This is a genomic window from Vibrio sp. SCSIO 43153, assembly GCF_023716625.1.
GTDB lineage: Bacteria > Pseudomonadota > Gammaproteobacteria > Enterobacterales > Vibrionaceae > Vibrio > Vibrio rotiferianus.
In genome coordinates, this window is record NZ_CP071855.1 from 261,325 (window position 1) to 273,933 (window position 12,609).

The window sequence follows — 12,609 nt, forward strand, 5'->3', positions numbered from 1 at the left end:
TGCCTTTCTAAACAGAAACTGTTGTCTTTGAGTATATAGAGGCATTAAGTCAATGCAATGACATTCCTTTTTTAACTCACGAGAGTTTGAGCTACCACAATTGTTGCAAACAAAACGTTAGTTACCAGAGAGCATTTGACGACAACGGGCATCATCGGTGCAATTTGTGCTGGTTGCTGCGTTTGCCATACTGCTCTACCGTGCTGCGCGACTACATACACACTGACAAGGAATGGCAGGCTGATCCAAACTGGCTTGCCTTGAATCAGTAAATAGCTTGCAAAAGCTACGAGGGCAGAGCCAAGCAAAATAAAGTGGTATTGCTTCGCTTTACGTTGGCCAAGTCGAACCGCCATGGTGCGTTTGCCGCATTCACTGTCGTTTTCAATATCGCGCATGTTGTTGATGTTCAGTACCGCAACCGCTAGCAGGCCACAACCTAACGCTGGTAGGAAAAGTGTGGCATCCACATGACCAGTGTGAAGGAAGTACGTCCCCGAGACCCCCAGTAAACCAAAGAATAAGAATACTGAGAGATCCCCCAAGCCAACATAGCCGTATGGCTTGCTGCCCATGGTGTAAGCAATTGCCGCTAGGATGGCAAGAATACCTAACCCGATAAAAGTAAGGATACTTTCAAAAGAGCTTAGGGCATAAAACACCAAAGTTAAGCCAGCGATAGCGGTGAGGATGATGTTGAAGATGATCGCTTTCTTCATTTGGTCTGCGGTTACTGCACCAGATTGCATCGCGCGCTGAGGACCTAAGCGATTGTCGTTATCTGTGCCTTGCACAGCATCACCATAATCGTTCGCTAGGTTAGACAAAATTTGCAGTAGCGTGGCAGTGACAAATGCCATGATAGCGATCGTCAGAGAAAAGTGCCCCGCAGAATACGCGAGTACGCTCCCAGTAAGGATCGATACCAGTGCCAGTGGTAATGTTTTTGGACGAGCGGCTTCAAGCCAGATCTGTAAAGATTGTTTCATGGATATTTCGTGCTAGTAACCAATGTGCCCAGTATAAGCACAAAGCGTCCGTTACGCTATTGACCTGACGCAACTCAATTAAGAGTCAAAGGGTTACGGAGAAGGAACACAGTTTCCATATTTGAGGGAATAAAATGGCGCTTTTTAATAAAGAGAAGGGGACGGCGAATGTTGTTATTAGATCCTTAGTCTCGCTTGAGCTCGCTAAAGTAACTGTCATTCAGAAAGAAAAAGCCCAGAAACAAGGTTCTGGGCTTTGAGCTCTATAGTGCTAGTTAAAGAATGAAGCGACTTAGATCTTCATCTTCAATTGTATCGCCTAGGCGGTCTTTCACGTATGCCGCGTTGATGACGAATTTCTCACCGGCTTTTTCAGTCGCATCGTAAGAAATCTCATCCATCAGGCGTTCCATTACGGTGTGTAGACGACGAGCACCGATGTTCTCAGTAGTTTCGTTTACTGTCCATGCTGCTTCTGCGATTTGCGTGATGCCATCTTCAGTAAACTCTACGTCCACGTCTTCTGTCTTCATTAGCGCAATGTATTGCTCAGTTAGAGACGCTTTCGGTTCAGTTAGGATGCGTTTGAAATCGTTGCTAGTTAGCGCTTCAAGCTCAACACGAATAGGTAGACGACCTTGTAGCTCTGGGATCAAATCAGACGGTTTTGCCACTTGGAATGCACCTGAAGCTACAAACAAGATATGATCTGTTTTCACCATACCGTGCTTGGTTGATACTGTGCTACCTTCGATTAAAGGTAGTAGATCACGTTGAACACCTTCACGAGATACGTCAGGGCCAGAGCTCTCACCGCGTTTACAAATCTTGTCGATTTCGTCGATAAATACGATGCCGTTGTTCTCTACGTTGAAGATCGCAGATTCTTTCAGTTCTTCTTGGTTTACCAGTTTCGCCGCTTCTTCTTCCGCCAACGCTTTCATTGCGTCTTTGATTTTCAGCTTACGCTTTTTCTTGGTGTCACCAGCTAGGTTTTGGAACATACCCTGCAGTTGGTTGGTCATCTCTTCCATGCCAGGAGGAGCCATGATTTCCACACCCATTTGTGGCGCAGCTACGTCGATTTCGATTTCTTTATCGTCTAACTTACCTTCACGTAGTTTTTTACGGAAAATTTGACGAGTGTTTGAGCTGTCTTCAGTTTGTTCAGCTTGACCCCAAGCATCACGAGCTGGTGGCAGTAGGGCGTCAAGAATACGCTCTTCAGCCAGCTCCTCTGCACGGAACTTAACTTTTTCCATTGCTTGCTGGTGGGTCATCTTTACGGCAACATCCGTTAGGTCGCGGATAATGGTTTCCACTTCTTTACCCACGTAGCCAACTTCGGTGAACTTGGTCGCTTCTACTTTGATAAACGGCGCGTTAGCCAGTTTTGCAAGACGACGAGCAATCTCAGTTTTACCCACACCAGTTGGACCAATCATTAGGATGTTTTTTGGTGTTACTTCTACACGCAAGCTTTCTTCAAGTTGCATGCGACGCCAGCGGTTACGCAGTGCAATCGCAACCGAACGTTTTGCTTTGTCTTGACCAATGATGTGGCGGTTCAGTTCATGAACGATTTCGCGAGGAGTCATTTCAGACATATTTTTTCCTTACTTCGTTACGATTACGCTTAAGCCGTAGGCTTAGGAAGTTCTGCTGTAGATTCTAGTTCTTCTACAGTGTGATGATGGTTGGTGAATACACAGATGTCACCTGCAATGTTCAATGCTTTTTCTGCGATTTCGCGAGCATCTAGGTCTGTGTTTTCTAATAGTGCAGTGGCTGCCGCTTGTGCGTATGCACCACCTGAGCCAATCGCGATCAAGTCATTTTCTGGCTGAACCACATCACCATTACCTGTGATGATCAGTGAAGCGGTTTCATCGGCTACAGCCAGCAGCGCTTCTAGTTTTCGAAGTGCTCGGTCGCTACGCCAATCTTTAGCTAGTTCAACGGCTGCTTTAGTTAGGTGGCCTTGATGCATTTGCAACTTACTTTCAAAACGCTCGAATAGAGTGAAAGCATCGGCAGTACCACCGGCAAAACCTGCAAGTACTTGATTGTTGTACAGGCGACGGACTTTACGTGCATTGCCTTTCATTACCGTATTGCCTAATGATACTTGGCCATCACCCGCGATGACGACTTTGTTGTTTCGACGTACAGATACAATAGTAGTCACAGTCGACCTCTTAATTATTTCTCTTTGGATTTAATCATTATATGGGGGGAAGGGATTCGGGATTCAAGGGGAAGTCGTTTTTCCTTTGTCGACATTATGATTTGTCGTTTTGAACGAGGAAGAGAGTGAGATGCTTTGGAGCGTAAGTGGTTTGATGATAACTGCGGGCTCACTGAGCAATGTGAGTGGTTATGGATTACCCGAGTAGGGGATCTCGACTTACTGTTGGATAAAAGAAAAGACCAACCGATTACTTGGTTGGTCTCGACATTAATGAGATCTTTAAGAGTTAAATATTCTCTTTCCAAATCGCACACGGTTCGATCTTGGCTCGTTGCAATTTATGGCGATCTTTTTCCGCATCACGTTTGAACTTATATGGACCTAGTACGACACGGTACCAAGAGCTGCCTTCTTTCTTACGTATTCTGCTAGAAATACCTTGAAAAGCGATCGCTAGCTTACGGTCTTCTGCTTGAGCCTGAGTCTTATACGCCCCACATTGCATTATGTAAGGGATCTTTGAGACTTCAATTTCTTTCGCGACCACTTCGACTTCACGGCTAGGTAAAGACTCGACATATTCCCACTTTTCCTCAGGAGGAGGTGGAAGTTCTTTCTTTGGTTTCGGCTTGCTTGTCTTCATCGGCTCTTGTTTCGCTACTGGCTTTTCTGGCTCAGGATCGGTACTCAGTAGGTATAAGCCATAGCCAAAGCCCCCCACAAGCAAGACAGCTAGTAGGCCACTACGCCAAGGTTTTTTTCGTGATGGTTGTTTCTTGGTTGTTTTTTTCGGCGTGCCACGACCACGTCGTACATAATCTCTATTTGCCACGGTAACTTCAGGTCATCAAGGATTCTGACAGTATGGTAATCCAGAACGAGGAGAGAAAACACCCTGACAATGTAATCTTGTTAGCTACGTGCAGGAAACTGGCCACTTTAGCGATGCTAGAGTGGCTAGTTATCAGCGTAATGGTGGTGGAGCAGCACTACCTCGAACAACAAGTTTGGTCTCAAGTAAGCGAGAGCCGGAGTGTACATCATGACCTTTTAACAGCTCTAGCATCATTAGCATGGCTTGGCGACCGATCTCATAACGAGGTTGCGAGATGGTAGTTAACGGTGGATCGCAGTACTGAGCAAATTGGATATCGTCAAACCCAACAATTGAGATGTCTTGTGGAACTCTCAATCCTAGGCGTTTTGCTTCTTGGAGCGCACCAATAGCCATGGTGTCACAATGACAGAATACAGCGGTAGGTGGCTCTGGTAGTTCGAGTAGTTTACGGATTGCTTGTGCACCGCCTTCAAAGGTGAAGTCAGTAACGATACTGTATTGTGCTTCTTTAGTAATGCCCGCACGACGTAACGCCTGTTGGTAACCCTGCTGACGGAATTGGCATAGTGCAGCACTCTCTGGACCAGAGATTTGAGCGATACGCTTATGGCCTAATTGAGTTAGGTAGTTCACAGCTTCAAAAGCAGAGGTTAGGTTATCAATGTGTACGGTTGGCAGTTCTAGCTCAGGAGCAAACTCACAAGCCATCACCATCGGCGGTAAGTTTTTCTGTTCTGGCTTGCTGACATCGAATGGTAAATCGGTGCCTAGCAGTAGCATGCCATCAGCTTGTTTGGTAAAGACGAGGTTTACAAATGAGCTTTCTCGTTTTTTCTGTTGACCACTGTCGCCCAGTAGGACTAGGTAGCCATGTTCCATTGCTGCATCTTCGATACCACGAATGATTTCAGAGAAGTACGGATCGCAGATGTCGGGAACTATAGTGACAATGGTTTTTGATTCATTTCTACGTAAGTTGCGTGCTAATGAATTCGGTGAGTAGCCAGCTTCAAGTACTGCATCTTCTACTCTTTTTCGTGTCGATGATGATACTTTTTCCGGATTCATCAGAGCTCGCGACACGGTTGCGGTAGAGACTCCAGCAAGCTGGGCAACATCCTTCATTGTCGCCATAGTTTATACCCTCTCAATTGATTGCCAGATGACGTTTGTCATTGTTCTAATATCAGCCTATGTGATTGATCCACTTTAGACTTTGCTAATTTGGATAGTCTATTCATTTCTAAAGTGAAAGTTACGGCCTGATTAACAAAAATTGCAATGCGATTGTGATTTTCATCACATAAGACGGTAATTCATTACATAGTTAAACGTTTGCTAGCTGAGATCTTGTGGTTCTATGTCTAAATTCCAGCGTACTTTCTTGGAATTTGGCAACAACTCAATAGCAGGTTTCGCACTGGTTAATAACTTTTGCATCAATGAGCGATGCTGGGTTTGTAGTAATAATTGCCATCGATACTTACCCGCACGTTTTGCTAACGGTGATGGTGTCGGCCCCAATACCATGCAGGAGTCATCGAATAGCGGGTGTGATTCAAGGGTAAAACGCACTTGACGTAAAAAGTCTTCAACCACCTCGCTTTGGTTAGCCTCTGCTTTAAATAATGTTAAGAAGCTATATGGCGGTAATTGAGCCAGTTTACGTTCTTCTAATGCGGTCATGGCAAAGTGTCGGTAGTCTTTTTGCAGCAGCGCCTGTAGCAAACTATGTTCTGGATGGTGGGTTTGCAGTATCACTTCTCCCGGCTTACTTGCTCGGCCAGCGCGCCCGGCGACCTGAATGAATAACTGTGCTAAACGCTCTGATGCTCGGAAGTCACTACTATATAAAGAGCCATCCACATCTAGCAGCGCAACAAGTGTCACGTTAGGGAAGTGGTGGCCTTTTGCTAACATTTGAGTGCCGATTAAAATTTGGTATTCGCCTTTACGAATCGACTCGAGCGCATCCTCTAGGCTGCCTTTGCGGCGAGTGCTATCTCTATCAATACGAATGGCTTTGTATTCGGGAAATAGATCTGCCAATTGTAACTCGAGTTGTTCCGTGCCTACGCCCACAGTCACTAACTGTGTCGAGCCACACCCTTGGCATTGATGAATCACAGGTTGCTGTGAGCCGCAGTGATGACAGCGAATCTCATTGCTGTATTGATGGAAGGTGTAGTAAGCATCACAACGTTTACATTCCGCAATCCAGCCACATTCATGGCACATCAATGCTGGTGAAAAGCCTCGGCGGTTTAAGAACAACATGACTTGATTGCCTGCTTTTAGGTGTTTGCGCATTTCTGCAATCAAAGGCGCGGATAACCCACTGTCTAAATAAAGCCCTTTAACATCGAGTACTTTGTTGGTGGTAGGTACCGCAGAGCCAGCACGTTGAGTCAACGTTAAGTGGTGGTATTTGCCCGATAGCGCATTATGCAGCGTTTCTAAAGCAGGGGTCGCTGATCCAAGCACAATAGGTACTTGCTCTTTGTGGGCACGCATGACTGCGACATCACGAGCGTGATAGCGCAAACTGTCTTGCTGTTTATAAGACGAGTCGTGCTCTTCATCGACGATAATAATGCCGAGATTGGCGAAAGGCGTTAGCAGGGCAGAGCGGGTACCAATAATGATGCCGGCGGCTTTGTCCCGTGCAGAAAGCCAAGCATTCAGCCGCTCGGTATCATTTAGCCCAGAATGGATCAGATCAACGGGAACATTAAAGCGATGTTTAAAGCGGTTGATAGTTTGTGGTGTTAAACCTATCTCTGGCACCAAAACTAATGCTTGTTTACCTTGCTCAAGCACTGGCTTAATGAGGTTCAAGTAGACTTCGGTTTTACCTGAGCCGGTTACGCCCTCTAATAAATAGCAGGCAAAACCGGTTTGACTGTTTACGCTTGCAATAGCCAGCGCCTGTTCATGGTTGAGTTTTGGCTTCTCTACGTCGCACTCGACTTGTTGGCCCCACTTAGTGATTGTTGGCCTCTTCTCTATGCGTTCGACCCAGCCTTTCTCTTCTAAAGATTTAAGTACGCTAGACCCAATTTCATGATCAATAAACTCTTGATGCGGAACTGAGCCATTAACTAACATCTGCAAAGCACGCTGTTGTTTGACTGCGCGCCCTAAACCTTGCATCAGCTTATCTTTACCCGATGTAGTGATCTTCCACTCTTGCAGCGTAGCAAAGTCTGCAGGTTTACCTTTACGCAGTGCAGTGGGCATCGCGTTGTGTAATGTATCTCCGAGAGGGTATTGGTAAAACTGACTACACCAAGTAAGTAAGGAGTATAGTTTCTCTGGCCATAGAGGTTGGGCGTCTAAAACTGCTTTGATTGGTTTCAGTTGCTCTTTAGGAAAATCAGAATGGTTCACCATCGCAGTGACTATGCCGACAAGGGTCTGACGGCCGAAAGGAACAGACACCCTTCCTCCAATGAGCGGAAAGAGATGCCCGGGAATGATGTAATCAAACTGTTTGTCGAGTGGTACCGGTAGTGCCACTCTAGCGATGGATGGGCGCATAGAATCTTAACTATATAAAAGAGGGAAGAAGAGGGTATAGTCTATTAAAACCTTCGGTGGAATTCGAGTAATCCTCAAATAAGGTAAGAGAAAGTCCTCTATATATAAGTGCTGGTGAAAAAAGTGGCGAAAAAGTTGCCAAATGTGTTGATCCTAGCAAGGTGATTCATTACTATACTGCGCCTTGAGATATGGCTTCGGCAATTGGTCGATGCGGTATCGCATTTTTGATATTAATTACGTGTGGTGTGCGGCTTAGATTCGTATAGCGACACGGCCTACTATTGAGGTTATCCCATGAAAGCTGGTATCCACCCAGAATACAAAGCAGTAACTGCTACTTGTTCTTGCGGCAACTCTTTTGAGTTCAAATCTACTCTAGCGAAGGAATCTATCCACCTAGACGTATGTGACAAGTGTCACCCATTCTACACTGGTAAGCAACGTATCGTTGATACAGGCGGCCGTGTTGATCGCTTCAACAAGCGTTTCGGTGCACTATCAAGCAAGAAGTAATAGCCAGCGCTATTATCATTCCTGTTTAAAAAAGGACGCTACGGCGTCCTTTTTGTTTATGCGGCGGCAGAACTTTTGGATATTTCGAGTGGTTGGATTTTATTCGATTATTTTTCACTCAGCTCTTGCATCCTAAAGTGTGATCTGTATAATGCGTCGCACTGGTTAAGCCAGTTGTGAACCAATGAGCAATGAGGAGCGAGTAAATCCTAGTGATTTACGCGGTAATGTAGACTCAGCTTATGTTCGCGGTTAATACAATTAGCTATCTTTTCTTCGGAAAAACTATCCCCAGACGTGACTCTGGTATATAGGGATAGTTAATCGAAAATTAACTGACAATGTGTCCTAATCTTGGACGCTACGGTTTCACATAAATCAATCGGCATTCTCTCGTCTTGACGAGTCTGAGTGGCGATATTGTTTGTGTAATTTTTAATATTGGAGCTCTGTCTCATGCAGAACCAACGTATCCGTATCCGCCTAAAAGCATTCGATTACAAACTAATCGACGCTTCTACAGCGGAAATCGTTGAAACAGCTAAGCGCACTGGCGCACAGGTTCGTGGTCCAATCCCACTGCCAACTCGTAAAGAGCGTTTCACAGTTCTTATCTCTCCACACGTTAACAAGAAAGCACGTGACCAGTACGAAATTCGTACTCACAAGCGTCTAATCGACATCGTTGAGCCAACAGACAAAACTGTTGATGCTCTAATGCGTCTAGACCTTGCTGCGGGCGTTGACGTTCAAATTAGCCTAGGTTAAGGGAGATTAGAAGAATGATTGGTCTAATCGGTCGTAAAGTGGGCATGACCCGCGTATTTACTGAAGACGGCGTTTCTATCCCAGTAACAGTTGTTGAAGTTGAAGCAAACCGTGTTTCTCAAGTTAAAACTCTTGAGACAGATGGCTACGCTGCAATCCAGGTAACTGCTGGTTCAAAGAAAGCTAACCGTGTAAACAAAGCTGAAGCAGGTCACTTTGCTAAAGCTGGCGTTGAAGCTGGTCGTGGTCTTTGGGAATTCCGTTTGGAAAACGGTGAAGAGTTCGCAGTTGGCGCTGAGCTAACAGTTGAACTATTCAACGAAACTAAGAAAGTAGACGTTACTGGTACATCTAAGGGTAAGGGCTTCCAAGGCGCTGTTAAGCGTTGGAACTTCCGTACTCAAGATATGACTCACGGTAACTCATTGTCTCACCGTGCACCGGGTTCAATTGGCCAATGTCAAACTCCAGGTCGCGTATTTAAAGGCAAGAAAATGGCAGGTCACATGGGTGCTGAGCGTGTAACGACTCAAAACCTAGAGATCGTACGTGTTGACGCTGAGCGCAATCTGCTTCTTATTAAAGGTGCAGTACCAGGCTCAACAGGTGGCAACGTGATCGTTAAACCAGCTGTTAAAGCATAACGTCTCAGGAGTAAGTAATGGAACTAATGGTTAAAGGTGCTGATGCACTAACTGTTTCCGAAACTACTTTCGGACGTGAGTTTAACGAAGCTCTTGTACACCAAGTAGTTGTTGCATTTGCAGCAGGTGCTCGTCAAGGTACTCGTGCTCAAAAAACACGTTCAGAAGTTTCTGGCGGTGGCGCTAAGCCATGGCGTCAAAAAGGTACTGGCCGTGCGCGTGCTGGTACAATCCGTAGCCCAATCTGGCGTACAGGTGGTGTTACTTTTGCTGCGAAACCACAAGATCACAGCCAAAAAGTTAACAAGAAAATGTACCGCGGTGCTATGAAGAGCATTCTTTCTGAGCTAGTTCGTCAAGAGCGTCTAATCGTTGTTGATAACTTCTCAGTTGAAGCGCCAAAGACTAAAGAGCTAGTTGCTAAGCTTAAAGAGCTTGAGCTAACTGACGCTCTAATCGTGACTAGCGAAGTAGATGAGAATCTATTCCTAGCTGCTCGTAACCTATACAAAGTTGACGCACGTGACGTTGCTGGTATCGACCCAGTTTCACTAATCGCGTTCGACAAAGTTGTAATGACTGCTGAAGCAGTTAAGCAAGTTGAGGAGATGCTAGCATGATCACTGAAGAGCGTATCCTAAAAGTTCTACGTGCTCCGCACATCTCTGAAAAAGCAACTATGGCAGCTGAGAAAGCGAACACTATCGTTTTCAAAGTAGCTAAAGATGCAACTAAGAAAGAGATCAAAGCAGCTGTAGAAAAGCTTTTTGAAGTTGAAGTTAAGTCTGTAAATACTCTTATCACTAAGGGTAAGACCAAACGTCAAGGTCTACGCCAAGGTCGCCGCAGCGACGTTAAGAAAGCGTACGTTACTTTGAAAGAAGGTCAAGATCTTGACTTTGTTGGCGGCGCGGAATAACAGGAGTAGTTAAAAATGGCTATTGTTAAATGTAAGCCGACTTCCCCTGGTCGTCGTCACGTTGTTAAAGTTGTTAACGCTGACCTACACAAGGGCAAGCCATACGCACCTCTTCTAGAGAAAAACTCTAAGAACGGTGGTCGTAACAACAACGGTCGTATCACAGTACGTCACATCGGCGGTGGTCACAAGCACCACTACCGTGTAGTTGACTTCAAACGTACTAAAGACGGTATCCCAGCGACAGTTGAGCGTCTAGAATACGATCCAAACCGTAGCGCAAACATTGCTCTAGTTCTTTACAAAGACGGTGAGCGTCGCTACATCCTAGCACCTAAAGGTGTTAACGCGGGTGATGTTATCCAATCTGGTGTTGATGCACCGATTAAAGCTGGTAACACTCTTCCAATGCGTAACATCCCAGTAGGTTCAACTGTACACAACGTTGAACTAAAACCTGGTAAAGGTGGTCAGCTAGCTCGTTCGGCTGGTGCTTACGCTCAAATCGTTGCTCGCGACGGTGCGTACGTAACTATCCGTCTACGTTCTGGCGAAATGCGCAAAGTTCTTTCTGAAGGCCGTGCAACAATCGGTGAAGTTGGTAACTCTGAGCACATGCTACGTGAACTTGGTAAAGCTGGTGCTTCACGCTGGCGCGGCGTACGTCCAACCGTACGTGGTGTAGTAATGAACCCGGTTGATCACCCACACGGTGGTGGTGAAGGTCGTACATCTGGCGGTCGTCACCCAGTATCTCCTTGGGGTATGCCAACTAAAGGCTTCAAGACTCGTAAGAACAAACGCACTGACAAGTACATCGTACGTCGTCGTAACAAGTAATCTATATAAAGAGGAATCGCCATGCCACGTTCTCTCAAGAAAGGTCCATTTATTGACCTACACTTGCTGAAGAAGGTAGAGAAAGCGGTGGAAAGCGGAGACAAAAAGCCACTTAAGACTTGGTCCCGTCGTTCAATGATCATCCCATCGATGATCGGTTTGACCATCGCTGTCCATAATGGTCGTCAGCACGTACCTGTTTTCGTTACCGAAGAAATGATCGGTCACAAACTAGGTGAATTCGCACCAACACGTACTTACCGCGGTCACGCTGCGGATAAGAAAGCTAAGAAGCGTTAAGGAGTAAATGATGGAAGCTATTGCTAAACATAACTTTGCTCGCATTTCGCCTCAGAAAGCTCGCTTAGTTGCGGATCTAATTCGTGGTAAATCTGTTGACCAAGCTCTAGAAATCCTAACTTTCAGCAACAAAAAAGCTGCTGTTCTAGTTAAGAAAGTTCTAGAGTCTGCTATCGCTAACGCGGAGCACAACGAAGGTGCAGATATTGACGATCTGAATGTCGCAAAAATCTTTGTAGATGAAGGCCCTATCATGAAGCGTATTATGCCTCGTGCTAAAGGTCGTGCGGATCGTATCTTGAAGCGTTCAAGCCACATCACTGTTGTTGTAGCAGATCGCTAGAGACTAGGAGAGTAAGCAATGGGTCAAAAAGTACATCCTAATGGTATTCGTCTTGGCATCGTTAAGCCTTGGAATGCTACATGGTTTGCTAACACCAAAGATTTCGCTGACAACCTAGACGGCGACTTCAAGGTACGTCAGTTCCTAACTAAGGAACTACAAAAAGCGTCTCTTTCACGTATCGTTATCGAGCGTCCTGCTAAGAGCATCCGTGTGACTATTCACACTGCTCGTCCAGGCGTTGTAATCGGTAAGAAAGGTGAAGACGTTGAGAAACTACGCGCAGCTGTAGCAAAAATTGCAGGTGTACCAGCGCAAATTAACATCGCTGAAGTACGTAAGCCTGAACTTGATGCACAACTTGTTGGTGACAGCATCGCGTCTCAACTAGAGCGTCGTGTTATGTTCCGTCGTGCTATGAAGCGCGCGGTACAAAACGCAATGCGTCTAGGTGCTAAAGGCATCAAAGTGGAAGTAAGCGGTCGTCTAGGCGGCGCTGAAATCGCACGTTCTGAGTGGTACCGTGAAGGCCGTGTGCCTCTACACACTCTACGTGCAGACATTGATTACGCAACTTCTTCGGCTCACACTCAATACGGTGTGATCGGCATTAAAACTTGGATCTTCAAAGGTGAGATCCTAGGTGGTATGCCAGCAGCTAACGCTGTAGAGCCTAAAGGCGACAAGCCTAAGAAGCAGCGTAAAGGCCGTAAGTAAGGAG

15 protein-coding genes are annotated in these 12,609 nt (G+C 45.8%); 9 read left to right on the plus strand and 6 right to left on the minus strand.

All coding sequences use genetic code 11. From position 1 onward, the window contains the following. Positions 1-71: 71 nt before the first annotated feature. The 6 genes from J4N37_RS01200 to priA all read right to left on the minus strand — a co-directional run bounded on the left by J4N37_RS01200 (position 72) and on the right by priA (position 7,558). Positions 72-989, minus strand: coding sequence for a 1,4-dihydroxy-2-naphthoate polyprenyltransferase (locus tag J4N37_RS01200; protein ID WP_010445265.1), 918 nt, complete (start codon positions 987-989; stop codon positions 72-74). A gap of 275 nt (positions 990-1,264) precedes the next feature. After that, positions 1,265-2,596 carry an ATP-dependent protease ATPase subunit HslU gene (hslU, locus tag J4N37_RS01205; RefSeq protein WP_010445268.1) on the minus strand — a complete coding sequence of 444 codons (1,332 nt, stop codon included), beginning with the start codon at positions 2,594-2,596 and terminating at the stop codon, positions 1,265-1,267. 29 nt (positions 2,597-2,625) lie between these two features. Further along, positions 2,626-3,177, minus strand: a complete 552-nt coding sequence (gene hslV / locus J4N37_RS01210) for an ATP-dependent protease subunit HslV (protein ID WP_009698878.1) — start codon at positions 3,175-3,177, stop codon at positions 2,626-2,628. A 289-nt stretch (positions 3,178-3,466) separates the two neighbouring features. After that, on the minus strand, positions 3,467-4,012 hold the full coding sequence (gene ftsN / locus J4N37_RS01215) for a cell division protein FtsN (protein ID WP_252041527.1): 546 nt from the start codon (positions 4,010-4,012) through the stop codon (positions 3,467-3,469). A 132-nt stretch (positions 4,013-4,144) separates the two neighbouring features. Beyond that, positions 4,145-5,152 (minus strand): DNA-binding transcriptional regulator CytR, encoded by a 1,008-nt coding sequence (gene cytR, locus J4N37_RS01220; protein ID WP_252041528.1) that lies wholly within the window; start codon positions 5,150-5,152, stop codon positions 4,145-4,147. A gap of 204 nt (positions 5,153-5,356) precedes the next feature. Further along, positions 5,357-7,558, minus strand: a complete 2,202-nt coding sequence (gene priA, locus J4N37_RS01225) for a primosomal protein N' (protein WP_252041529.1) — start codon at positions 7,556-7,558, stop codon at positions 5,357-5,359. A gap of 297 nt (positions 7,559-7,855) precedes the next feature. On the opposite strand from priA, the gene rpmE reads away from it, so the two are divergent. The 9 genes from rpmE to rpsC all read left to right on the plus strand — a co-directional run bounded on the left by rpmE (position 7,856) and on the right by rpsC (position 12,605). Then, on the plus strand, positions 7,856-8,074 hold the full coding sequence (rpmE, locus tag J4N37_RS01230) for a 50S ribosomal protein L31 (protein WP_010445294.1): 219 nt from the start codon (positions 7,856-7,858) through the stop codon (positions 8,072-8,074). Between the two features lie 456 nt (positions 8,075-8,530). Next, complete coding sequence (gene rpsJ, locus J4N37_RS01235; protein ID WP_004410492.1) at positions 8,531-8,842, plus strand: 30S ribosomal protein S10; 312 nt, start codon at positions 8,531-8,533, stop codon at positions 8,840-8,842. A 14-nt stretch (positions 8,843-8,856) separates the two neighbouring features. Then, positions 8,857-9,486, plus strand: a complete 630-nt coding sequence (gene rplC / locus J4N37_RS01240; protein ID WP_005435072.1) for a 50S ribosomal protein L3 — start codon at positions 8,857-8,859, stop codon at positions 9,484-9,486. A gap of 17 nt (positions 9,487-9,503) precedes the next feature. Further along, the gene (gene rplD, locus J4N37_RS01245; protein WP_005435074.1) at positions 9,504-10,106 is read left to right on the plus strand and encodes a 50S ribosomal protein L4; all 603 of its coding nucleotides are present in this window, start codon (positions 9,504-9,506) and stop codon (positions 10,104-10,106) included. Then, on the plus strand, positions 10,103-10,405 hold the full coding sequence (gene rplW / locus J4N37_RS01250; protein WP_004398471.1) for a 50S ribosomal protein L23: 303 nt from the start codon (positions 10,103-10,105) through the stop codon (positions 10,403-10,405). Before rplD ends, rplW begins: the two co-directional genes overlap by 4 nt. Positions 10,406-10,420: 15 nt before the next feature. Then, positions 10,421-11,245 (plus strand): 50S ribosomal protein L2, encoded by an 825-nt coding sequence (gene rplB, locus J4N37_RS01255; RefSeq protein ID WP_005528534.1) that lies wholly within the window; start codon positions 10,421-10,423, stop codon positions 11,243-11,245. Between the two features lie 21 nt (positions 11,246-11,266). Then, complete coding sequence (gene rpsS / locus J4N37_RS01260) at positions 11,267-11,545, plus strand: 30S ribosomal protein S19 (protein WP_005431614.1); 279 nt, start codon at positions 11,267-11,269, stop codon at positions 11,543-11,545. Between the two features lie 10 nt (positions 11,546-11,555). Continuing rightward, positions 11,556-11,888, plus strand: coding sequence for a 50S ribosomal protein L22 (rplV, locus tag J4N37_RS01265; protein ID WP_010445309.1), 333 nt, complete (start codon positions 11,556-11,558; stop codon positions 11,886-11,888). A gap of 18 nt (positions 11,889-11,906) precedes the next feature. Beyond that, a complete protein-coding gene (gene rpsC / locus J4N37_RS01270) occupies positions 11,907-12,605 on the plus strand; it encodes a 30S ribosomal protein S3 (RefSeq protein WP_005435080.1) in 699 nt (232 codons plus the stop codon). The last annotated feature ends 4 nt before the right edge of the window (positions 12,606-12,609 follow it).